Raw genomic sequence first — 24,381 nt, 5'->3', positions numbered from 1 at the left:
TGTCCTGCGACGACCTTGGAGTGACGCAGTGCCCCCTTCCCTCCCCCGCCGGCGCTCCCCCAAGAGGCCGAAGAGACCGAAAAGGCAGAAGAGACTCCGCCTCGGACGCGCCCTGAAGCGTCTCTTCAGGCGCCCCCGCAAACCCCTCCCCCTGCGTCGCAGGGCGGCCCAGGTCCTCGTCACGGCCCTTCTCGCCGCCGCCTTCGCGGCACAGGCCGTCGCGGCCCTCCTCCCCGACATCCCGCTGCTGCTCGCCGCGACGGCCGCCTCGGTGGCCGGGGAGGGCGTGCTGTACCGGTGGCAGCGCCCCATGATGTCGGTGTTCGCCAAGTCGCACGCGGACATCACCGTGCGGCACGTGCTGCGGGACCTGCTGCTGGTGGCGGGGCTGCTGCGGGTGGGCGAGCAGGAGCGGGAGTCGGTGTACGCCCCGCTCATCGCCGGTCTGCTGGTCTTCTACGGCCTGCACTTCGCGATCCAGGCGGTCTCCGTCCTGGTCCGCCGCACCCGCACCCTGCCGGTGGTGACCCGGAACATCGACGCCTCCGCGCTGCGCCTGTCGACCGCGCCGCCCGCCCTGCTGCTGCGCCGCCCCGGGCACCGTCTGCTGCTGTTCGGGCTGCCGGCCACCGCCGGTCTCGCGGCCACGGCGTTGACGGACCTCCCGGCGGCCGCGGCGGCCGGGGTCGCGCTGTCGCTCCTGCTCGCCCTGCTGGGCCTGGGCGAGCTGCTGCTGCGGCTGCTGCCGAGCCGCCGTCCCGCGGGCGAGCAGGAGGTGCTCGACTGGTTCGACGCGTGGCTGGCCGACTACCGGCCGACGGTGGGCCTGTACTTCTCCGGGGGCGCGTCCTCGGCGTACCAGGCGAACATGTGGCTGGAGTCGCTCGCCAAGCTCGACGCCCGGCCGGTGGTCGTGCTGCGCGAGCGCTTCATGGTGCAGAAGATCGCGGCGACCGACATCCCCGTCGTCTGTCTGCCCAAGGTCACCACCCTGATGCGGCTGGAGCAGTCCACGCTCCAGGTCCTGATCCACCCCTCCAACTCCGGCAAGACCTCCCAGGTCCTGCGCATCCCCACGCTCAGGCACACGTTCGTCAACCACGGCGAGAGCGACAAGCTGTCCTCGTGCAACCCGTACGCGAAGGCGTACGACGAGGTGTGGGTGGCCGGTCCCGCGGCGCGCGAACGGTACGCGCTGGCCGAGGTCGGCGTGGACGACCGCGACGTGGTGGAGACCGGGCGGCCCCAGCTGGACGCCGTACGGCCGTACGCGGGGCCGCCCTCCGGTCCGTACATGACCGTCCTGTACGCGCCGACCTGGGAGGGCTGGGACGGCAACCCGGGCAACACCTCGGTGGTCGAGGCGGGCGAGAACCTCGTACGGGCGCTGCTCGCGGACGACGGCGTACGGCTGCTCTACAAGCCGCATCCGCTGACCGGTTCGGTCGATCCGCGGGCGGGGGCGGCCGATCAGCGGATCCGGGAACTGATCCGGAGCGCCAACCGGCGGCGGACGGGGCCGCGGCCCACCGCCGATGGCGAACTCGCCCGGTGTACGGCGGAGTTGGACCGGCTCACCACGGCCGACTTCCGGACCAGCGCCGACCAGGTCGAGCGGATGCTGCTCCAGTCGGCGCCGCAGAAGGGGCGTGCGAAGGCGGTGGAGCGGGCCACGGCCGCCTGGGAGGAGGCGTACTGGGCCTCGCTGCCGCAGTGGGAGCACCAGGTCGTCACGGACGCCCGGCCCACGCTGTACGCCTGCTTCAACCGGGCCGACCTGCTCATCAGCGATGTGTCGAGCGTGGTCAGCGACTTCCTGGCGAGCGGCAAGCCCTACGCGGTGGCCAACACCAGCGGGCTGTCCGAGGACGTGTTCCGCGAGAGCTTCCCCACGGTCCGGGCCGCCACCGTGCTGACGCCGGACGCGAGCGGGGTGGCGGAGCTGCTGGAGACCGTACGCCGGCCCGAGAAGGACGGACTGGTCGAGGCGCGGGCCGAGTTGAAGCGCCATCTGCTGGGTCCCGCGGAACCGGCCTCACAGGTGCGCTTCAACGCCGCCGTACAGGCGCTGTGCACGGAGGCCCGGGAGCACCGCGCACGGATGCGGGAGCGGCTGGCCGCGGAGATCCCCGGGCAGAGGCAGACCGAGCCCGAGCCCGAGTCCGAGTCCGAGGAGCAGCGGACCGCCGCTCCCTAGGCCCTCACGCCACCACCGTCGGCCGGACGTCCCGGGCGGGCAGCATCCTGCGGGCCTTGCGCAGCGCCCGTCGGACGAAGGAGTCGAGCCCGCCCTCCCGGTACCCCGGGAACGCCCGGGCCTCGCGCGGTTCGGCGAGGTAGACGGAGTCGGGGATGCCGGCGGCGGCGTCGCGGAAGTGGGGGTAGGCGAGGTACACCCGGCGGCCACGCTTCTCCAGCAGCGCGGCGGCCTGCTTCTTGGCCCGCAGGAAGTCCAGGACGTCCGCGAGGAGTTCGGGCCGCTCCTCGGCCACCAGATGGAGGCGCAGGCGCTCGTCGACCCGGAGTCGGCGGGCGACCTCGTCGGTCCAGTAGGCGTCCATCAGGGGCTTGGCCAGCTCGAGCTTGTGCCGTCGGACCTCCTCGCTGTCCCGCAGGTATCTCGGGCCGAACTGCGGGAGCAGCGTGACGAGGAAGGGCCGGACCATGAGCATGTCGCGCCGCGGGCCCGCCGGGACCATCTCCGCGACCAGGTTCATCAGGGCGCGCGCGGAGTCGAAGCGCAGGGTGTAGCTCCCGCTCTTCGTCACGTGCTTGCCGTCCTCGCGCGCCCACCAGGTAGTAGCAGGTGTAGTCGTCGATCAGGGAGACGCCGTCGGACCGCAGATAGGCCTCCATGGTGAACAGCGCGTCCTCGCCGGTCCACAACGACTCGTCGAACCGCATGCCGTGACGGTCCAGCAGGTCGCGGCGGAACAGCTTCTGCGCGCTCAGCGTGAACTTGATGTTGGACGACCAGACGTCGGTGCGCTCCAGCGTCTGCCCCCACATCGACTGCGGCGGCTTGCGGTTGATGCCCTCGACGCGGCCGAGGACCACGTCGGTGCCGTTGCGGTCGGCCATCGCGACCATCCGCTCGAGGGCCTCGGGGCCGAGCCGGTCGTCGGCGTCGAGGAAGAACACGTACCGTCCGGCGGCCTTGCCCAGGCCTACGTTGCGCGGGGCGCTGGGGCCGCCGGAGTTGTCCTGGCGGATCACCGTGACCGGCATGTCGGCGCGGCCGGCGAACTCCTCCAGACAGGCGCCGGTGCCGTCCGTGGAGCCGTCGTCGACCGCGATGACCTCGATGCGCGTGTGGTCGATGGTCTGGGCCTCGACGGACGCGAGGCACTCGACCAGGTACGGCATCGCGTCGTACGCCCCGATGATCACGGTCACATCAGGCTGCGTCACGGTCACACTTCCCCCAGATCATGAGGAACCCTTGGTCATAGGGCATTCCCCCTGTATTGGTTTATTCGCAACTTAGTAGACGGACGAGGACGGGAAGCGGTTGCCTGCTCATAGCTCTTTTGTGGCGCAGGTCACGACCAGTGAGAACGCGTCCCTCATGACGTACGTAAAAGGGCCCTGTTTTCGAGGATCATTCCTCGAAAACAGGGCCCTTTTTGACGGCGAGTTGGTCAGGCCTTGGTCGTGGCCTCCGCGGCTCCGGCCGCCGCCCGTGACTCCTGCCCGACGTTGCGCGCCTCGGCCTTGAGGGCGAGGTTCGCGACGGCGGTGTTGAACTGCTCGATGGACGTCGGCTCGTCCGGGCCCAGCAGATACTGCTTGAGCTCCTTGCGGTCCTCCGCCAGCGGGTCGCCCGCGGGGTCGCGGGCCGCGTCCAGCAGGCCGCCCAGCTCGGCCGCGCTGTTGGACAGGATGGTGGCGGCGCGCACCGCGGTGTTCTGCCGCTTGAACTCCTCCACACCCAGCTCGGCGGAGTCCGTCACCGCGTACGGCTTGCCGCTCGCGATGAAGTCGGAGACCACGCTGGAGATGTCGGAGACCATCGCGTCGGAGACGTTGAAGCAGTCGTACAGCCGCGGCTCGGCGCCGGTGATGACCCGGTGCTCCCAAGCGGGGAACGAGCGCCAGTACGCGTCATTCCACTCGTTGCGCAACCGGGCGATCTCCGCGTGCTTCGCCGGATCGATCACACCGTCACGCGTGGCCTCGGCCTCGTCGCCCTTGTCGCCGCCGCGGCCGGACAACTCGGCGATCCGGGCCTCGATCCGGACCAGGTCGGCCTTGGCCTGCGTCTGGGCGGTCGCGTCGGCCGTGAAGCGGGCGTCGGCGGCCCGCTCGGCGGCGGCCTTCTCCACCAGGGCGGTGATCCGCGCGTGCGCGGCGCCCGCCTCCTTGCTGACGGTGCCGGTGAAGGGGTGCGGCTTGTACAGGACCCGGACCGGCGGGTCGGCCGTCACCAGCCTCTTCACGATGTTCTCGCCGGCCAGCACGATCGAGGTGTTGCCCGGGTCGCCGTCCCAGCCCTCCCAGGTGGGCGCGTACAGCACGGTCGGGCCGTATCCGTCAGCGGCTCCGCCGCGGGGACCGTCCGGCACGCCCTGCCAGGTCCGGATCGGCGCCAGCTGCGGGCGGCCGACCTCGGCGATGTCGTCGTCACGGACGCCGACGTCCGCGATGGCGTAGCGGTCGCGGCCCGCACGGCCGGCCGTCCACACCTCGTCGTACACCTTGCTGAAGGGGTTGACGCTGGCGAGCTTGTCGCTGTCGCCGTGACCGATGAAGACGTGCTTCATGGTCGGGACGCGCAGCAGGTGGATGTTCTTGCCGACGTTGGCCGCGTACAACGCGACGCGCACGCTGGACAGGTCCATGTTCATCAGGTGCACCCCTCCGGGCACGCAGACGACGGGGACCGTGGTGGGGGCCAGGTTGTTCAGGATGGCCCGCTCGCGCAGGATGATCAGCGGCTTGGAGTCCAGCTGCTCCATGGTCTCCAGCCACATGTTGACCTGGTACGCCGAGTCCTTGGAGCCGGAGAAGTACAGCACCGTCTCCGGCCGGTAGCCCGCCAGCCAGTCGTCGACGGCGGCCAGCACGGTCTCCGCGTTCGGCGGGGTCTTGCTGCCGCGGACGTACGGCATGAGGGCGACGACGTACAGGGTGCTCAGCACTGTCGTCGCGCCGATGCCGACGAACGCCGCGAGGGTGTCCTGCGTGGCCGCGGAGACCAGCACACCGACGACGGCGGCGAGGTCCAGGTGGAGCATCTTCTCGGCGGAGCGGTTGAGCAGCCGGCGCGGCGGGGCGTCGGGGATGCGGATGCGGGACTTCAGGTCGACGTTGCGGGTGGCGACCGGCATCCGGCGGCGGTTGCGGATCAGGGTGACCAGCGCGCCGTGCGGGGCCTGCAGACCGTAGAAGGCGATGAAGCACGCGACGGCGCCGTAGAAGACCAGACCGTCCGCGAGGTCGAGCCGGGCCAGCAGCAGGACCAGGAGCAGCTGCCGGATCAGGAAGCGGATCGACAGACCCGCGCGCACCTTGCTCAGGCGGTTGATCAGATAGCTGCCCTTGCGGTGCAGATAGTGGTCCGCCAGGTACGTCACCGCGGCGGCGGCCGTGAAGGCGGGAACGCTCGGGACGAGCGCGGCCAGCATGAGCGCCGGGAAGCCCAGGATCATGAGGGCCGCTGCGGCCAGCTCGGCCGCACTGCCCACCCGGGCGACGCGAATGGCTCTGGTTATCACAGAGGAACCTGCTCTTGGAGGGGGAGTGCCGGTGTGGTTCTGATATGCAGCGAAAATGTGAGAAATTCGCGAGAGGTACTGATTCAGGCCCCTGCGAATGCTCCGATAACGGGCAGCCACAGAGGCCTGAATAGCAGATGTCTAATTGCCGTTGATTATGCCACGCCGTCCTGACGGTCCAGGACACTGGCAAGTGCCTGCTCGAACCCGGAGGCCCTGCCCGCGGCGGCCGTCGGGTCCTGCTGGCGCACATCGATCACATGGCCGGTGAGCTCGGACAGCAGCACGTCGAGCGAGGTACGGGCGACGGCCTCGGAGGAGAGCAGGGTGCCCGAGGGCTCCTGACCGAACGCCTTGGTGCGCATCGGGGTCGCGGTGCGCTCCGGGTTGATGCAGTTGACGCGGACACCGTCGCCGGCCCACTCGTCGGACAGGGCCTGGGTGAGGTTCACCATCGCGGCCTTGGTCGAGGAGTAGAGGCTGTACTCGGCGCGGCCGCGGGTGTAGCTGCTGGAGGTGTAGAGCAGCAGCTGGCCCTTGGTCTCCGCCAGGTACTTGTAGCTGGAACGTGCGATCTGCACCGGGGCGAGGTAGTTGACCTTCAGCGCTTCCTCGATGGTCGCGTTGTCGGTCTCGGCCAGCTTGCCGATGCGCAGCACTCCGGCGGTGTTGACGACGTAGTCGATGCGCCCGGTCTCGGCGTACGCCTTGGACAGCGCGTCGTCGACCTCCTCGGGGTTCTCGACGTGCGTGCCGGTGGTGGAGCGGCCCAGCGCGTACACCTTCGAGCCGTAGGCCTCGGCGAGTTCGGCGATGTCCTTGCCGATGCCGTAGGAGCCGCCGAAGACGACGACGGTCTTGCCGGTCAGCAGCTCGCGGTAGGCCTCCTCGGAGACCTGCTCGGGCGCGGCCGTGGAGGCCAGCTGGAAGAGCTTGTCGGCGATGAAGACGTCGACGGGCTGGGTGACCTTCATGTTGTACTCGTCGCCCGCGACGACGTGGATCGGCACGTCCGGCAGGTACTTGAGCACGACCGAGCAGTCGTCCGTGGCCTGGAAGTTGGGGTCACCGGCGGCGACCTCGTAGGCCCGCTTGATCGTGGACAGCTTGAAGGCCTGCGGGGTCTGGCCGCGGCGCAGCCGGGAGCGGTCCGGGATCTCGGTGATGAACTCGCCGTCCTCGCCGTGGGTGCGGGTCACGATGATGGTGTCCGCGGACGGGATGGCGACGTCGACGGCCTGGTAGCGCTCCAGCGCGACCACGCAGTCGTCGATGACGCGCTGCGCCAGCAGCGGGCGAACGGCGTCGTGGAACAGGACGTTGAGGTCCTCGCCCTCGGCCAGGCCCTCGCCGAGCGCCGCGATGGCGCGCTCGGTGGTCTCGTTCCGGGTCGAACCGCCCTCGATGACCTTCTTGACCTTCGTGAACCCGGCCTTGGCCACGATCTTCTCTATGTCCGGCACGTAGCCCGGCGCCATCAGGACGATGATGTCGTCGATCGAGTCGGCGTTCTCGAAGGTGGTCAGGGTGTGCTCGATGACTGCCTTGCCGGCGATCTTCAGCAGCTGCTTGGGGATCGAAAGACCCACTCGCTGACCGGTACCGCCGGCCAGGATCACTGCGGTGGTACGGGGCTTGGCGATGTGCTGGGACACAGATGACCTACCTCGGGGCGACAGGGAACTCGGAAATGGTCCCACTTGGGGTTACCGCAGTGCAAGGTGAGCGCCGTCCGTCGCATATGTGCGCGCCATCTGTCATTCACCTTGTACTCCTGGTGATTGAGGAGACCGTTGTGGCGAGTGCCTGGAATTGCTGTGAGTAACTCCACAGCGAGTTCTGTATTGCTGTGCGTGACGACCGTACCCCTCAGCGCCGCCGCAGCCGCTTCAGGCAGCGGTGCCCCAGCACCTTCACGAGTTCTTTCGACGAGGTCTGGTGCACGGTGCGCGACGTGACCGGCGCCGTGTTCCGGATCGGCGCGGCGGCGGCCGCGGCGAGCGCTCCGTACAGTGCCTGCGCGGCCACCTCGGGGGCTATCCGCAGCTCCGCCGGGGCCTGGGTGGCGGGCTTCGGTACGGCGGACAGCAGGGCCGGGTCGCCGAGGACGCGCACGCCCATGGTGCCGATGCGCCGCGCCATCCCGGCGCCGATCTCCGCCGCGGCCTCGACGGCCCACTGCGGGGTGCTGATCTTCACGTCCCGCGCGGTCGGACTGCACGCGTTCTTCATATGCATCACCGCGCCGTGCCGTACGAGCTTGGAATACAGCTCCTCCGGAAGGTCATTGCCGCGGAATTCCTTATTAAGATTCCGCAGCATTTCGGTCTCGGCGAGTGTCAAGGAACGGTTCGCGGCGTCCGGGACCTCCTGGAGCAGCTCCGCCGGCAGCCCGAGCAGCGACTCGAAGGTGCGCATCAGCCCGCCCCGGTCGCGGTCGTCCACGACGACGACGGTGACCCGCTCCGGGCCGGCCGCCCGAGCCCAGCGCGCGACGAGCCGGTCGTGCCGGTGGCGGTGCCAGAAGCTGGGGTTGGGCTTGTCGTAGGGGGCCTTCTTGAGCATGTGCTCGAGCCAGTCCTCGTAGCCCATGCGCAGACCGTTCTGGACGTACTGCTGCCACTGCGAGGGCATGATCTTCGCGAGCGGGCGCAGGGTGACGAGGATGTGCACGGACTCACGCCCGAGCTGCTCGACGATCCGTGCGACGGTCGCGTCGTCGGGGGCGTCGGCGAAGAACTCGCTGCTGATGACCGAGGTGCGGCGGCCCGCGCCCCGCGCCTTGTCCACGAGTCGCAGCCACTGTTTCTCGCTGGGCCCGGCGTCGCCCATCATCCCCGGACGGGCGCAGGCCGCCAGCACGGCCTCCATGGGGTGCCGGGTGGCGGCCGGCCAGTCGACCCCGTACCCGCCGAGCCGGTCCTTGACGGCGAACAGCGCGCCCTGGATCGAGGTCGTCCCGGTCTTGTGGGGGCCGATGTGCAGCAGCCGGGTGCCGGCGGGCAGCGGAGTGATCACGCCGCCGTTCGCCACGGGGTCATGTCTCGTACAGTCCGTCTCCATGGTCAAGGGACGGTAAGAGGGGTTCCTGAGACGGTGCTGAGAGAGACCTGGGACACAGCTGAGTCCCAGGCTCCCGTCACACGCGATTCATCGTCGACCGGTCACGCGAGCTCGACGCCGGGGCGGTCCGCCTCGACCCGCAGCGTGGCCAGCGTGCTCGCCGTGGCCGTCGGCTGCCGGACCGTGTCGACGGTCCTGACCCGGGCGTCGATGCCGTGGCGGTCGACGTCGAAGAGGTGGTAGCCGCGGTGGGCGTCGAGCAGCTTCCAGTGCGGGTTGTCCGCCATCAGCGGGTCCCACTGCTGGTGGAAGGCGTCCTGGTCCTGGTCGCCGTTGCTGGAGATGGACGTCCCCACGAACTCGGCGCCGACGACGTCGGAGTCCGGGTCGGCGAAGTCCTTCTTGAGGTCGCTGATCATCGTCAGATGGCGGTCGCCGGTGAACACGACGGGGTTGCGGACGTCCTCGAACTCCCGCATGAGCTGGTTGCGTTCGGCCTGGTAGCCGTCCCAGGCGTCGTAGTACCAGAGCTTGCCCTCGCCGACCTTCAGATCGGTCTCGGCCATCATGATCTGCGAGGCGATGAGGTTCCAGCGGGCCGGTGAGTCGTGCAGCCCGTCCAGGAGCCACTCCTTCTGCCCGGCGCCGAGCATGGTGAGCGAGGGGTCCTGGGCGCCCTCCTGGCTGGTCGCCTGGTCGCTGCGGAACTGCCGGGTGTCGAGCACGTTGAGCCGGGCGAGGCGGCCGAACTCCAGGCGGCGGTACATCTGGATGTGCGGTCCGTTCGGGACCGAGCTCGCGCGGACCGGCATGTGCTCGTAGTACGCCTGGTAGGCCGCGGTGAGCCGGGCCACGAACGCCTCGTGCGGCTGCTTGGCGGGGTCCTGCGGGATCTCGCCGGCGAAGTCGTTGTCGACCTCGTGGTCGTCGAAGGTCACGATCCAGGGGGCACCGGCGTGCATCGCGGCGAGGTCCGGGTCGCTGCGGTACTGGGCGTACCGGTTGCGGTACTGGACCAGGGTGTACGGCTCCCCCGTGCCCTCGTGCCGGCGTACCCCCGTCGACGCGGGCGACGACTCGTAGATGTAGTCGCCGACGAAGAGCACGAAGTCGGGGTCCTGGGCGAGCATGTCGGCGTACGGCGTGAAGTAGCCGTGCTGGTAGTTCTGGCAGGACGCGAGCGCGAAGCGCAGACTGCCGCCCTTGCTGTGCGGGTGGGGGGCGGTGCGGGTGCGGCCGGTGGGCGAGATCTGTCCGCTCGTGCGGAAGCGGTACCAGTAGGTACGGCCCGGGCGCAGCCGCCGTACATCCACGTGAACGCTGTGCCCGTACTCGGGCCGCGCCTGGGTCACGCCCCGGCGTACGGGCTTTCTGAACCGTTCGTCCTCCGCGATCTCCCACTCCACCGGCACGACCTCGTCTGGCATGCCGCCGCCGTTCAGCGGGTCGGGGGCGAGCCGGGTCCACAGCACGATGCCGTCGGGCAGCGGGTCGCCGGAGGTGACACCGAGGCTGAACACGCCGTCGGGCAACGTCGTGCCGGCCGCTCGGGCGGTCGTCGGCAGCCACAGCTGGGCGGAGGCGGCAGCGCCGATCACGGCGGCCCCGGCGGTCAGAAAGCGGCGTCGGTCGGGCGATGTTGCTCCGGTCATCAGTGAACTCCCCTGCCTCACTGGCCTCTTGGACACTGGGAAGCTCACGCCCATGGACGGTCCGCCTGCTGAACCGTGAGCTTCGGGTGCATGACAACTAGGCAGACAACAGAAGACCCGCCGCGGCACACGAACACCTCGTTGCCGCAACAGGCCTGACTGGTGGTCAGCGGCTCAGTGCGGGAAGTCCGCGCCCAGCCGGGCCGAGTCCGGGTTCGTACCGAAGGCCTTGGCGCCGAAGGCGAGGGACCCCTTGGTGGTGACCCCGGCGGCGGTGGAGCGGAACGCCCACACCGAGCCGGCGTCGGCGTTCTCCCCGGGTGCGCCGACGATCAGGTCCGCGCGGCCGTCGCCATCGGTGTCGAGCAGGGTGACGGCCTCGCCGAAGCGGTCCCGGCGCTCGGCGGTGCCGGGGACACCGGCCGTGTTCTGGCTGAACACCTTCGAACCGGCACCGGTGGGGCCGGACGCCCCGCCCGGGATCACGGCGACCGTGCCCGCGTCCTGCACACCGGCGAAGTCCTCGAGCGGGACGCCGGCCACGATGTCGGCACAGCCGTCACCGTCGACGTCCCCGACCGCGACGGACGCGCCGAAGAAGTCGCCCGACTCGCCGGCCCCCGGCACCCCGGGGGTGTCCTGGTGCAGCATGCGCGGGTCCCCGGTCTTCGGGCCCTGCGCGGTGCCGAGGACGACGCCGACCCGGTCGCCGTACTGGCTGGGGTCGTTCGGCTCCTCGTTGCCGTTGGCCGGGGAGGGCCTGCCGAAGACGATGTCGTCACGGCCGTCGCCGTTCACGTCACCGAGCTCGATGTCGCTGCCGCCCTCGATCTTCGCGCCCCGCGCGTTCCGCAATGCGGTGAGCGGGGCGAGGCCCTGCTCGGTGCCGTGCAGGTAGTTGAGGTGGTGGCTGGAGCCCTGGTCGCCGGGCTCCCAGTCGGCGGGCATGGTCAGCGAGACGAGGTCGGTGATGCCGTCGCCGTCGACGTCCCCGGCGGCCATGTCGAGCACCGAGTCGTCGGCGTCGTAGGCGGGGATCTCCTGGGTGCGGGCGGGCACGCCGTCCCGGGTGAAGGGGCCGAAGCGCACACCGCCGGACATGGCCAGGTCGGTGTGGCCGTCGCCGTCGAAGTCGCCGGGAAGGCTGGAGTAGGCGTCGAGGAGCCGCCCCGGCTGCAGGAGCGTCCCCCCGGACAGACCCGTGGCGGAACCCCACAACACGGTCTGGCTGTGGACCTGCGCCTCGCCGCCCGCCGTCCAGTGCTCCCCGGTCGCGGGCACCACCAGGTCGGTGTAGCCGTCGCCGTCCAGGTCGACGGGGCTGACGTGGTCACCGAAGCGGTCGTCCGCCTCGGGCGAGCCGGGGATACCGGGCGAGGCCTGCGAGTAGACCTTCCTGGTCGCGAGGTCCAGGCCCTTCGCCGATCCCAGGACGACGGCGAAGTAACCGGCCGCCTTCTTCCCGCCGACCGTGGCGTACGGCACCCCGACGGCGAGGTCCTCGTACCCGTCCCCGTTGAAGTCCTGCAGCGTCTCGGCCTTCGGCTGTGCCTGTGCGACGGGAAGCGCGCCGCACGTAGCGGCGATCAGGGCGATCGCCGCGACGACGGCGCGCCGGGTTCTGTGCGAGGCGGACGAAGCAGGCAGGGACACGTGGACTCCGGCTGTCGTAAGGGCAGTTGACCGCGGAGAGGATGCAAGATCCTCGTCCACGCTGCCCCGTACGACTCACCGGAACGACGCTTGGTTGCCCTGCCGTACGCCGGAGGTTCTCCCGGCGTCCACAACCTCAGCCGACGACCGGGGCCACCGGCCGCCTCACTGCTCGAACGGCTCGAAGTCGTCGAACTCCCGCGACGCCTCGTCCCGCTCGGCCTCCTTGTCGCGGCGCCGCTGAGCCGCGGGGCGCGGAGCCTCGAAGCGGTGGTCCTCACCACGGCGGCCGAGCATCTCGGCACCGGCCATCACGGTCGGCTCCCAGTCGAAGACCACGGCGTTGTCCTCGGGACCGATCGCGACACCGTCGCCCGAGCGGGCGCCCGCCTTCATCAGCTTCTCCTCGACACCGAGGCGGTTGAGCCGGTCGGCGAGATAGCCGACGGCCTCGTCGTTGCTGAAGTCGGTCTGCCGCACCCAGCGCTCCGGCTTCTCGCCGCGCACCCGGAACAGCCCGTCCTCCTCGCGCACCACGGTGAAGCCCGCGTCGTCCACGGCCTTGGGCCGGATGACGATCCGCGTCGCCTCCTCCTTCGGCTTCGCGGCGCGTGCCTTGGCGACCACGTCGGCCAGCGCGAACGACAGTTCCTTCAGCCCCATGTGCGCCACCGCGGACACCTCGAAGACGCCGTAGCCACGCGCCTCCAGCTCCGGGCGCACCATCTCGGCGAGGTCCTTGCCGTCCGGGACGTCGATCTTGTTCAGCACGACCATGCGGGGCCGCTTGTCGAGCCCGGCGCCGTACTGCCGCAGCTCCTCCTCGATGATGTCGAGGTCGGAGACGGGGTCACGGTCGGACTCCAGGGTCGCCGTGTCCAGCACATGCACCAGCACGCTGCACCGCTCCACGTGCCGCAGGAACTCCAGGCCCAGGCCCTTGCCCTGGCTGGCGCCCGGGATCAGACCCGGAACGTCGGCGATGGTGTAGACGGTCGAGCCGGCGGTCACCACACCGAGGTTCGGGACCAGGGTCGTGAAGGGGTAGTCGGCGATCTTCGGCTTGGCCGCGCTGAGCACCGAGATCAGCGAGGACTTGCCCGCGCTCGGGTAGCCGACCAGCGCGACGTCGGCGACGGTCTTCAGCTCCAGGACGATGTCCTGGAGGTCACCGGGCACACCGAGCAGCGCGAAGCCGGGCGCCTTGCGCCGCGCGGACGCCAGCGCCGCGTTGCCGAGGCCGCCGCGACCGCCCTGGGCGGCGACGTAGGAGGTGCCGTGGCCGACCAGGTCGGCGAGGACGTTGCCCGCCTTGTCCTGTACGACGGTGCCGTCCGGCACGAGCAGGACCAGGTCCTGGCCGTCCTTGCCGGAGCGGTTGCCGCCCTCACCGGGCTTGCCGTTGGTGGCCTTGCGGTGCGGGGAGTGGTGGTAGTCCAGGAGTGTGGTCACCGACTGGTCGACGGTCAGGATGACGTCGCCGCCCCGTCCGCCGTTACCGCCGTCGGGGCCGCCGAGCGGCTTGAACTTCTCCCGGTGGACGGAGGCACAGCCGTGACCTCCGTTACCCGCGGCGACATGCAGTTCGACGCGGTCCACGAAGGTGGTCATGTGAGGTGCCTCCAGCACTTGAAATATTCGTACGGTTCTCTACTGCTGTAACACGCGAAAGGCGGACCCGCCTTCCCACAGGGGAAGTGAGGTCCGCCTCGCGAAACGTTCGGTCTGAAGCCCTAAGCCTGAGCTCAGGCGACCGGGACGATGTTCACGACCTTGCGGCCACGGTGGGTGCCGAACTGCACCGAACCGGCCGCGAGGGCGAACAGCGTGTCGTCGCCGCCACGGCCGACGCCCGCGCCGGGGTGGAAGTGGGTGCCGCGCTGGCGGACCAGGATCTCACCCGCGTTGACGACCTGACCGCCGAAACGCTTCACGCCGAGGCGCTGAGCGTTGGAGTCACGACCGTTACGGGTGGACGATGCGCCCTTCTTGTGTGCCATCTCTCCTCAGTCCCTTACTTCGCAGCCGCGGGGATCTCAGTGACCTTGATCGCCGTGTACTGCTGGCGGTGGCCCTGACGACGGCGGTAGCCGGTCTTGTTCTTGTAGCGAAGGATGTCGATCTTGACGCCCTTGTGGTGGTCCACGACCTCGGCCTGGACCTTGATACCGGCCAGCACCCACGGGTCGCTGGTCACGGCCTCGCCGTCGACAACGAGCAGGGTCGAGAGCTCGACCGTGTCGCCAACCTTGGCAGTGGAAATCTTGTCAACCTCAACGATGTCGCCGACAGCAACCTTGTGCTGGCGACCACCGCTGCGCACGATGGCGTACACGCGGATCTCACTCTCTCGCTCGGGACGGCACCCCCGCAGTCCAGCCACCCGGCACGCGGACGGCCTCTCCACAACACCCAGGTGTTCCGGAGGAAAGGGTTTACGGGGATGTGACGTGTCAGTCGACACGCCGACAGTGAAGGTTACGGGGCCACGGCCGAACGGGTCAAACCGGGCCGGGGCTCCCGGGTGTGCGGCTGATCACTCGGGACCAGCCGCACACCCGCGGTGAGCCGGAACTCAGCTCTCGTCGGCGGAAGCCGAGACCGAGGACACCGTCTGCTCGGCCGCCGCGGTCTTCTTCGCCGTCGTCTTCTTGGCGGCGGCCTTCTTGGTCGTCGCCTTCTTGGCGGCCGTCTTCTTGGCCGCGGTCTTCTTGGTGGCGGCCTTCTTCGCCGTCGCCTTCTTGGCCGTCTTGCGGGCGGCCGTCTTCTTGGCCGGAGCCGTCTCCTCGGCGGACTCCTCGACGGCCGGGGCCTCCGTGGCGGTCTCCGCCGCCGGGACGACCACGACGGCCGTCTCCTCGGACGCGGTCGGCGCGGTGGCCTTGCGCACGGCACGGCGCCGCGGACGGGCCGGGGCGGCGCTCTCGGCGGGCGCCTCGGACGGCTCGGCCTTGGCCGGAGCCTCCTCGGCGACCGGCGCGGGCGCCGCCGGGGCCTCGGTGACCGTCACGACGGCCGCCTCGGCACCCGCGGGCGATCCGGCCGGCGCGGACACCTTGCGGGTCGCACGACGACGCGTACGCCCCCTGGGCGCGGCGTCCTCGACGACCGGGTCCTCGACGGCGGCCGGCTCGGCCTGCGCCTGCACAGCCGACTCGACCTGCACCGGACGCTCGACCTCTTCCTCGGCCGTCACGTCCTGAGCCGTCGGAACCTCGACCCGCTCGGCCCGCTCCCGCTTCGGCGCACCGGCCGGAGCCGACGACCGCCGGCTCGCCCGACGCCGCGAACGGCCCCGGCCCACCGCGGCCTCCGCCTCGGCGACGCTGCTGTACAGCTCCTCGTCGGGCTCGAAGACGGGCTCGGCCAGCGCGACCGGCTCGGCGACCTCGGCGGCCACCTCCGCCTCGGTCTCCACGTCCAGCTCGTCGGCCTCGACGCTCTCGACGGACTCCGCCGCCACCGCGGCCTCGTGCACGTGCTCGATGCCGCCACGCCCGCGCTTCTTGCGCTTGCCGCCGCCTCCGACGGAGGTCGGCTGCTCCATGTGGACGATGACACCGCGGCCGTTGCAGTGGACGCAGGTCTCCGAGAACGACTCCAGCAGGCCCTGGCCGACCCGCTTACGGGTCATCTGGACCAGGCCCAGCGAGGTGACCTCGGCCACCTGGTGCTTGGTCCGGTCCCGGCCCAGGCACTCCAGCAGGCGCCGCAGCACCAGGTCCCGGTTCTGCTCCAGGACCATGTCGATGAAGTCGATGACGATGATGCCGCCGAGGTCGCGCAGCCGCAGCTGACGCACGATCTCCTCGGCCGCCTCCAGGTTGTTCCTGGTGACCGTCTCCTCGAGGTTGCCGCCCTGGCCGGTGAACTTGCCGGTGTTGACGTCGACGACGACCATCGCCTCGGTCCGGTCGATCACCAGCGAACCGCCGCTGGGCAGCCAGACCTTGCGGTCCAGCGCCTTGGCGAGCTGCTCGTCGATCCGGTAGGTGGCGAAGACGTCGACCTCGGAGGTCCACTTCGACAGCCGCTCGGCCAGGTCGGGCGCGACGTGCGAGACGTATCCGTGGATGGTCTCCCACGCCTCGTCACCGCTGACGACGACCTTGGTGAAGTCCTCGTTGAAGATGTCGCGGACGACCCGGACGGTCATGTCCGGCTCGCCGTACAGCAGCGTCGGCGCGTTGCCGTTCTTGGCCTTCTTCTGGATGTCCTCCCACTGCGCCTGCAGTCGCTCGACATCGCGGCGCAGCTCGTCCTCGCTCGCGCCCTCGGCGGCGGTGCGCACGATGACGCCCGCGTCCTCGGGGACGATCTTCTTGAGGATGGTCTTCAGCCGCGCGCGCTCGGTGTCGGGCAGCTTGCGGCTGATGCCGGTCATCGAGCCCTCGGGCACGTACACGAGGTAGCGCCCGGGCAGGGAGACCTGGCTGGTGAGCCGCGCGCCCTTGTGTCCGATCGGGTCCTTCGTCACCTGGACGAGCACCGGCTGACCGGACTTCAGCGCGCTCTCGATGCGCCGCGGCCCGTTGGCCATGCCGAGCGCCTCGAAGTTGACCTCACCGGCGTAGAGCACCGCGTTGCGGCCCTTGCCGATGTCGATGAAGGCGGCTTCCATCGACGGCAGCACGTTCTGGACCTTGCCCAGGTAGACGTTGCCGACGTACGAGGTGGCCTGCTCCTTGTTGACGTAGTGCTCGACGAGCACACCGTCCTCGAGCACGCCGATCTGCGTGCGCTCGCCGCTCTGGCGGACGACCATCACCCGCTCGACGGCCTCGCGGCGGGCCAGGAACTCGGCCTCGGTGATGATCGGGACCCGGCGGCGGCCCTGCTCACGGCCCTCACGGCGGCGCTGCTTCTTGGCCTCCAGACGGGTCGAGCCCTTGATGGACTGCACCTCGTCGGACGGCTCGGCCTTCGGGCGGGGCTCGCGGACCTTGACGACCGTGCGCTCGGGGTCGTCACCGGGCTCGATGTCGGCGGAGCTGTCACCGGTACGGCGGCGCCGACGACGGCGGCGACGGCTGTTGGAGGACGAGGAACCGCCCTCGTCGGAGTCCTCCTCCGCGTCGTCCTCGGCCTGCTCGGCGGTGTCCTCGGCGTCCTGGTCCGCCTCGGCGGCAAGCTCGTCGCCCTCCTCGCCGTCCGCCTCGGCGGACTCACCGCGACGACGGCGACGGCCACCACGACGACGACGGCGGCGCGAACTGCTCTCCTCGGCGTCCTCCGCCTCGGCACCGTCCTCGGCGTCGGCGATCTCCTCGGCCTCGTCCGTCTCCTCCTCGGCGACGGCCTCGACGACCGGGGCGGCCTCGGCCTCGGCGGGCTCACCGCGGCGACGGCGACGGCGACGCGGCGTCTGCTCCTCCTGGACCTCCGCCTCGGGCTCCTCGTCGACCTCCACATCGGCGGCGGCTGCCTCGGCGGCGGCCCGCTGGGGCGTCTGGAACTGCGGCTCGGCGAAGACCGGCGCCTGGAACACGGCCACGGCGGGCCGCGCCGGCCGACGCGCACCCTCGTCCTCGGCGGTCTCGTCGGCGCCGGACCGCGCGGCGGGCTCGGAGAACCCGGTGGCGGCACGACGCACGGAACGGCGGCGCGCTCGGCGCGGGCCGGCCTCATCGGCGGGGGCTTCGGCGGCGGGGGCCTCGCTCGCCGGCGCCTCTTCGGCGGCCTGCGGCTCCACGACGGCCTCGACCGGCTCGTTCTCCTCGACAGCGCTCACGGGCGCCTCCACGCTCTCGGGCGCCGCGGTGGGCGCGGTCACGCGACGCGTGGCACGACGGCGGCCCCGGCGCGGGGCCTCTTCCTCGGCGGCAGCCTCTTCGGTGACGATCGGCTCCGGCTCGGCCTTCGCCGGAGCCTCGGCGTCCTGGGCGGCGGGCTCGGCGGCCTGCGGCGCCTCGACGGGCGCGGCCGTCCGGCGGGTGGCACGGCGGCGGGTGCGTGCGGCGGGCGCGGCCTCCTCGGCGGGCGCTTCAGCCGCTACGACCTCTTCGGCGGGTGCGGCGGCCTCATCGGCGGCCGGAGCACCGGCGGGCGCGGACGCCCGACGGGTGGCACGACGACGCGTACGCCCGGCAGGCGCGGCCTCCTCGGCGGGCGCCTCGGCCACCACGGTCTCCGCAGCGGGCTCCTCGGCCTTCACCTCGGCCGCAGCGGGTACGACGGTCTCGGCAGCCTCGGCCGCGGCCGGAGCACCGGCGGGCGCGGACGCCCGGCGGGTGGCACGACGACGTGTACGAGCGGCGGGTGCGGCCTCCTCGGCAGGTGCCTCGGTCTCCGCAGCGGCCTCTTCGGCCACCGCCGGCTCTTCGGTCTCCTCGGCGGGCGTGTCCTCGGCGGCCGGTATGGCCGGCGTCACCTCGTCCGGCGTCTCCGCTGCGGCGCCGACCGGCGGGCCCGCCGGTCGGGATGCGGCCCTGCGCCGACGACGCGGCGGCAGGGTGTCGCTGGGGGTATTGAGTTCGGAACCCTCAGTGGGTTCGGTCGGCTCGAGCATGCGGGCGTTTCTCCCGTCAGGCTCCCGGGCGCCGCACCTGGTCCGGCGATGCCGGTGACGTCCGCGGCTCGCGCGATGCGCGGTGCCGCCGTCCGGGGCGCGGGCGCCGCACGGGAGCTCTCTGTGTCCTGTCTCGCCGGTTCCGTACACCCTGTTGGGTACGGCCTGGCGAAAGTCTTCTGGTCGGTGTGCTGCCCGACCCAGGTGGCTCCCGAGTACGAGGGCGGCGCTACGACGTCCGTCCTTCGCGGGACCTTCCCTACGCCGGCGCCTTCGCGGCGGCAGCGGCCGTTGTGGGGGCCTCAGCTGCCTCGCGGTCGGGCGCGAGCGGGTCGGTCACCGTGCCGGTCTCTTCATCGAACAGCCCCTGCGCCAGCCTGGTCACCGCAGCGGGGACCGGCGGCGCCAGGTCGGCCACGGCGCGGAGACCGGACAGGACGTCGTCGGGTCGAACGGCAGGCGTCACGTGCCGAACAACCAGCCGCAGTATCGCACAAGGCTGGTCGGTCGGCCTATCAGCCTGTGGACCGTGCGTCTCAAGCTGTACGACTGCGGAACGGGCGTCGAAGGTACGGATGCCGTTCTTGGTCTTGCGCTGGACCTCGACGGACTCGGCGGCGGTGAAGGCCGCGACCGCGCGGTCGGCGTCGGCCGGGTCCACTCCGTCGAGCCGCAGCTCCCACACCGAGGCCGTGAGCCGGTCGGCGAGCCCGGAGGTGCGGGCCTCGACCGCGTCGATGATGTCGAGGCCGGTGGGCATCGACTCGTCGAGCAGGATCCTGAGCTTCTCGGGGTCCCGCGCCTGGGTGAGGGCGATCTCCAGATACTCCGCCTCACTGCCCGTGCCGGTGGGTGCGGCATTGGCGTACGACACCTTCGGATGCGGCGTGAACCCCGCCGAGTACGCCATCGGCACCTCGGCACGGCGCAACGCACGCTCGAAGGCGCGCTGGAAGTCACGGTGGCTGGTGAACCGGAGGCGGCCGCGCTTGGTGTAGCGCAGTCGGATGCGCTGCACCGCGGGTGCGGGCGGCGGGCCTTCGGGCTGTCGCTTGCCCAGTGTCGTTCAGTCCTTCGTGAGTGCGGTCGTACTGCTACCAAGAGTACGTGTTTCGCCGCCCGACGGTTCCCGTAGGGCCGCCCCGATCGTCTCCCGGGGCTCCCCGAGGAGCATCCGGCGGAAGTCGGCCCGCGTCTGCCGCACGGTCTCCCGGGCTGCGGTGAGCGCCTGTCGCGTGGCCCGCCCCACACTGCGCGCGGCCTCGGCGACGGGCCGCAGCACGAGGTCGCGCACCACATGCCCGACCGGTGTGAGCAGCGTCCGGTACACCCATCGCACCGGCTCCACGAAGATCCACCGGAAGAGGGTCCCGAGGAACCGCCCGACGGCGAGCGAGATGTGCCCGGCGATCCGCCAGGCGTGCCCGAGCGCGTCCCCCACCTCCCGCCCCACGACGGCCAGGAACAGGCCGACGGGAGTGAGCACCCACCGCCACAGCGCGAGCGCCGGCAGCACGAGGAGCACGCGCGCGATCCAGTACAGGCAGATACCGATGCCCCGCAGGATCCAGAGCATGCCGTGCCCGATGGGCGTGAGGATCCACCCGTACACCCACAGGGCGGGGACGACGACGAGGTACCGCGCCAGCCAGGCCACGGCGGTGTACACCCCGAGCCCGATCCCCCGCGTCACCCACATGACGCCGTGCCCGATCGGCGTGAGCACGCGCGCGTACACCCACGCGAGACCGGCCCCGATCCCCCGCGCGACCCACCCGAAGCCGTGCCCGACGGGAGTGAGCACATACCGGTACAGCCACACCAGGGGCACGACCACGAGGTACTTCCCCAGCCACCCCAGCCCCTTGCCGAGCGGCACGACCACATACCGCCACAGCCCCACGAGCGGCCACACGAAGACAGCCCGCCCGACCCACAGCAACGCCCTCCCGAACGGCCGCAGCACGGTGTCATTCAGGAACCGCCCCGCCACCACGAGCGCGTCCCACACCATCCGTACCGGAACGACCAGCACGAGCACGACGATCCGTACCGGGATGCGGATGGCGGCGGTGAGGCAGCCCTCGGGGTTCTGCTGCTGCGGCCGCTGCGCTTGCTGCTGTGGCACGGGTTTCTCCAGGTCCATACCCGCGTAGACGCCTCAGCGCCCCGTCCGGATGCAGCCACTGCTCACCGACCCGCCTCAGGGCTATATGTGTGTCCATTTAAAACACACACCAACAGCCAAAAACCCAGCTATCGTCGACGGCGTGGGGAAACGAACGAGGACGCGTGCGGCAGCTGACCGTCGCCGATACGCAGTCACAGCCGAGTGGACGAAAGCGGACTTGGCTCTCTTGGAAGAGCTGCAAAGAGCGGAAGCGCTCCTGCCTGATGACGCTCCACGGGCGCTACTGTCCGTACGGCTGTCAGTCCTCACAGCCGATACGACGTCGCCGGTGCGACAGGAGCTTGATCTACGGGAACTTGCCAGGGAGCGCGGCTGTCGCGTGGTCGGTGTCGCCAGCGACCTGAATGTGTCCGCGACGAAGGTTCCGCCGTGGAAGCGGAAGGAACTGGGCGACTGGCTGAACAACCGAGTGCCGGAGTTCGACGAACTCTTCTTCTGGAAACTGGACCGCTTCGTACGTCGGCTCGCGGATCTCAGCACCATGATTGATTGGTGCCTCGAGCATAAGAAGAATCTCGTGTCCAAAAACGACACGATCGATCTGACCACGACAGTGGGGAAGATCATGGTCACGGTCATCGGCGGCATCGCCGAGATCGAAGCGACCAACACGAGCAACCGCGTCACGAACCTTTGGAACTACACCAAGTCCCAGAGCAACTGGCTGGTGGGCAAGCCCTCGTATGGCTACGAGACGTCAGAGGACGACGGCGGCAAAGTTGTTCTCGCCATCAATCCGACGGCCTACAGGGTGCTGCACTGGTGCCGCACCGCTGCTCTGAGACAGCGACCCGCTTCCGCCAGACGTATGGTCAAGGTCCTCGTGCGTTCCGGCCTGTGCGGGCCAGGGCTTACGGCCGCGACGCTGCTCCGCCGGCTCCGTAATCCGGCACTCATGGGCTATCGCGTAGAAGAGGACAAGAACGGCGGAGTACGTCGCTCGAAGATAGTTCTGGGCAAGGGTGGCAGGCCTGTTCGGGTGGCGGAACCGATCTTCGCAGAAGGCGAGTTCGAGAGTCTTCAGGAAGCGCTCGACAGACGCGGAAAGAAGCAACCCGTGCGCGGTCCCGGCGGCGCGACACACTTCCTGGGCATTCTCGTCTGCCAGGGCTGCGGCACCAACCTGACCGTGCAGAAGACGATCACCAACGGCAGGACGTACGCGTACCTCCGATGTAACGGCTGCAAGGCCGGCGGGCGCGGCGCGCCCAACCCCGACGATGTCTACAGCAAGCTCGTCGAAGACATCTTGAAAGTCCTCGGAGACGAGCCCGTATTGACGCGCGAGTACCGTCAGGGCACCGGAGCCGGCGAGGACCGGTGGGTGGCCGTGCACAACGGCGGGACGTTCAGAGAACGTTGGCAGGAAGGCGGCATGGAGGTCATGTCAGCGGACCTGCTCCGGGCCGGAGTGCAGTGCGAGGTCGAGCGGATCAAAGTGAAGGGCGTACGTACCCCACACATCTCCATGAGGTTGATGATCCCGAAGGATGTACAGCAGCGACTGGTCCTGAAAGTGAATGCCTTCACGGAAGCCTCCGATCGGCTCGACGCCCGGAGGTGACCCAACGGCCACTGAGCCCCCTCTCCGCAGAAAGGGGGCTCAACTCTTAGCTCTGGCTGGGCGCAGCACTCTTGACCGTAAGAGGCAACAGCTTCTTACCGGTGGGCCCGACCTGGATCTCGGTCTGCATGGCCGGACACACCCCGCAGTCGAAGCACGGCGTCCACCGGCAGTCCTCGACCTCCGTCTCGTCGAGCGCGTCCTGCCAGTCCTCCCAGAGCCAGTCCTTGTCGAGGCCGGAGTCCAGGTGGTCCCAGGGCAGGACCTCCTCGTACGAGCGCTCGCGCGTCGTGTACCAGTCGACGTCGACGCCGAAGCCGGCCAGCGCCTTGTCGGCGCACCGCATCCACCGGTCGTACGAGAAGTGCTCGCGCCAGCCGTCGAAGCGGCCGCCGTCCTCGTAGACCGCGCGGATGACGGCGCCGATACGGCGGTCGCCGCGGGAGAGCAGGCCCTCCACGATGCCGGGCTTGCCGTCGTGGTAGCGGAAGCCGATGGAGCGGCCGTACTTCTTGTCGCCGCGGATCTTGTCGCGGAGCTTCTCCAGGCGGGCGTCGGTGTCCTCGGCGGAGAGCTGGGGCGCCCACTGGAACGGTGTGTGGGGCTTGGGGACGAAGCCGCCGATGGAGACCGTGCAGCGGATGTCGTTGGCGCCGGAGACCTCGCGGCCCTTCTGGATGACGTTCATCGCCATGTCGGCGATCTGCATGACGTCCTCGTCGGTCTCCGTCGGCAGACCGCACATGAAGTACAGCTTCACCTGGCGCCAGCCGTTGCCGTACGCCGTCGCCACCGTCCGGATGAGGTCCTCCTCGGACACCATCTTGTTGATGACCTTGCGCATCCGCTCCGAGCCGCCTTCGGGAGCGAAGGTCAGGCCCGAGCGGCGGCCGTTGCGCGTCAGCTCGTTGGCCAGGTCCACGTTGAACGCGTCGACGCGGGTGGAGGGGAGGGACAGACCGACCTTGTCCTCCTCGTACCGGTCCGCCAGGCCCTTGGCGATGTCGCCGATCTCCGAGTGGTCCGCCGACGACAGGGACAGCAGGCCGACCTCCTCGAAGCCCGTCGCCTTGAGGCCCTTCTCGACCATCTCGCCGATGCCCGTGATCGAGCGCTCGCGTACCGGGCGGGTGATCATGCCCGCCTGGCAGAAGCGGCAGCCGCGGGTGCAGCCGCGGAAGATCTCGACGGACATGCGCTCATGGACCGTCTCGGCGAGCGGGACCAGCGGCTGCTTGGGGTAGGGCCACTCGTCCAGGTCCATGACCGTGTGCTTGGACACCCGCCACGGGACACCGGACTTGTTCGGTACGACTCGGCCGATGCGGCCGTCGGGGAGGTACTCCACGTCGTAGAACGCCGGGATGTACACCGAGCCCGTCTTCGCGAGGCGGAAGAGGACCTCCTCGCGGCCGCCCGGCCGGCCCTCCGCCTTCCACTCGCGGATGATCCGCGTCATGTCGAGCACGGCCTGCTCGCCGTCGCCGATGATCGCCGCGTCGATGAAGTCCGCGATCGGCTCGGGGTTGAAGGCGGCGTGGCCGCCGGCCAGCACGATCGGGTCGTCGAGACCGCGGTCCTTCGACTCCAGCGGGATGCCCGCCAGGTCCAGCGCCGTCAGCATGTTGGTGTAGCCCAGCTCCGTGGAGAAGGACAGACCGAAGACATCGAAGGCCTTCACCGGCCGGTGGCTGTCCACCGTGAACTGCGGGACGGCGTGCTCCCGCATCAGCGCCTCCAGGTCCGGCCACACGCTGTACGTGCGCTCGGCGAGGACGCCCTCCTGCTCGTTGAGGACCTCGTAGAGGATCATGACGCCCTGGTTGGGCAGGCCCACCTCGTAGGCGTCCGGGTACATGAGCGCCCAGCGGACATCGGTGGACTCCCACGGCTTGACCGTGGAGTTGAGTTCTCCGCCGACGTACTGGATCGGCTTCTGCACATGCGGGAGCAGAGCTTCGAGCTGCGGGAACACAGACTCGGCGGCCGCAGCGTCTTCGGCAGGCATCTCGCGAACCTTCGTGGTGGGCTGG

14 protein-coding genes and 1 pseudogene are annotated in these 24,381 nt (G+C 70.1%); 2 read left to right on the top strand and 13 right to left on the bottom strand.

The genetic code is table 11. The features are described 5' to 3' along the window. Positions 1–151 precede the first annotated feature (151 nt). Complete coding sequence (locus QF037_RS30675) at positions 152–2,197, top strand: hypothetical protein (protein ID WP_307037457.1); 2,046 nt, start codon at positions 152–154, stop codon at positions 2,195–2,197. Between the two features lie 4 nt (positions 2,198–2,201). On the opposite strand, the pseudogene QF037_RS30670 reads toward QF037_RS30675, so the two are convergent. From QF037_RS30670 to QF037_RS30615, 12 genes and pseudogenes are all read right to left on the bottom strand, one after another. Then, positions 2,202–3,417: pseudogene (locus QF037_RS30670) on the bottom strand (glycosyltransferase family 2 protein). A gap of 224 nt (positions 3,418–3,641) precedes the next feature. Beyond that, a complete protein-coding gene (locus tag QF037_RS30665) occupies positions 3,642–5,687 on the bottom strand; it encodes a hypothetical protein (RefSeq protein WP_307030715.1) in 2,046 nt (681 codons plus the stop codon). A 185-nt stretch (positions 5,688–5,872) separates the two neighbouring features. After that, on the bottom strand, positions 5,873–7,372 hold the full coding sequence (locus QF037_RS30660) for a bifunctional cytidylyltransferase/SDR family oxidoreductase (RefSeq protein WP_307030713.1): 1,500 nt from the start codon (positions 7,370–7,372) through the stop codon (positions 5,873–5,875). A gap of 214 nt (positions 7,373–7,586) precedes the next feature. Then, positions 7,587–8,780 (bottom strand): hypothetical protein, encoded by a 1,194-nt coding sequence (locus QF037_RS30655; RefSeq protein WP_307030711.1) that lies wholly within the window; start codon positions 8,778–8,780, stop codon positions 7,587–7,589. A 101-nt stretch (positions 8,781–8,881) separates the two neighbouring features. Then, a complete protein-coding gene (locus QF037_RS30650; protein WP_307030708.1) occupies positions 8,882–10,432 on the bottom strand; it encodes an alkaline phosphatase D family protein in 1,551 nt (516 codons plus the stop codon). Between the two features lie 174 nt (positions 10,433–10,606). Then, the gene (locus tag QF037_RS30645) at positions 10,607–12,085 is read right to left on the bottom strand and encodes an FG-GAP and VCBS repeat-containing protein (RefSeq protein WP_307030706.1); all 1,479 of its coding nucleotides are present in this window, start codon (positions 12,083–12,085) and stop codon (positions 10,607–10,609) included. Positions 12,086–12,250: 165 nt separating this feature from the next. Then, a complete protein-coding gene (gene obgE / locus QF037_RS30640; RefSeq protein WP_307030704.1) occupies positions 12,251–13,696 on the bottom strand; it encodes a GTPase ObgE in 1,446 nt (481 codons plus the stop codon). A gap of 134 nt (positions 13,697–13,830) precedes the next feature. Further along, entirely contained in the window at positions 13,831–14,085 is a 255-nt protein-coding gene (rpmA, locus tag QF037_RS30635) for a 50S ribosomal protein L27 (protein ID WP_042172004.1), read from the bottom strand. Positions 14,086–14,099: 14 nt separating this feature from the next. Then, a complete protein-coding gene (gene rplU, locus QF037_RS30630) occupies positions 14,100–14,420 on the bottom strand; it encodes a 50S ribosomal protein L21 (protein ID WP_030601628.1) in 321 nt (106 codons plus the stop codon). 240 nt (positions 14,421–14,660) lie between these two features. After that, positions 14,661–18,593 carry an Rne/Rng family ribonuclease gene (locus QF037_RS30625; protein ID WP_307030699.1) on the bottom strand — a complete coding sequence of 1,311 codons (3,933 nt, stop codon included), beginning with the start codon at positions 18,591–18,593 and terminating at the stop codon, positions 14,661–14,663. Positions 18,594–18,852: 259 nt separating this feature from the next. Continuing rightward, positions 18,853–19,611, bottom strand: a complete 759-nt coding sequence (locus QF037_RS30620; protein WP_307030697.1) for a TIGR03936 family radical SAM-associated protein — start codon at positions 19,609–19,611, stop codon at positions 18,853–18,855. Positions 19,612–19,659: 48 nt separating this feature from the next. Then, entirely contained in the window at positions 19,660–20,739 is a 1,080-nt protein-coding gene (locus QF037_RS30615) for a hypothetical protein (protein ID WP_307030695.1), read from the bottom strand. 124 nt (positions 20,740–20,863) lie between these two features. Between QF037_RS30615 and QF037_RS30610 the strand changes: the two genes are divergently transcribed. Continuing rightward, a complete protein-coding gene (locus QF037_RS30610; RefSeq protein ID WP_307030693.1) occupies positions 20,864–22,348 on the top strand; it encodes a recombinase family protein in 1,485 nt (494 codons plus the stop codon). Positions 22,349–22,394: 46 nt separating this feature from the next. Here the strand turns inward: QF037_RS30610 and QF037_RS30605 are convergent, their stop codons facing one another. Further along, positions 22,395–24,356, bottom strand: coding sequence for a TIGR03960 family B12-binding radical SAM protein (locus QF037_RS30605; protein WP_307030691.1), 1,962 nt, complete (start codon positions 24,354–24,356; stop codon positions 22,395–22,397). Positions 24,357–24,381 lie beyond the last annotated feature (25 nt).

Origin of the sequence: Streptomyces canus, from assembly GCF_030815415.1 — a bacterium.
GTDB classification, from domain to species: Bacteria; Actinomycetota; Actinomycetes; order Streptomycetales; family Streptomycetaceae; genus Streptomyces; species Streptomyces canus_F.
This window is presented reverse-complemented; position numbering and strand designations above follow the sequence as displayed.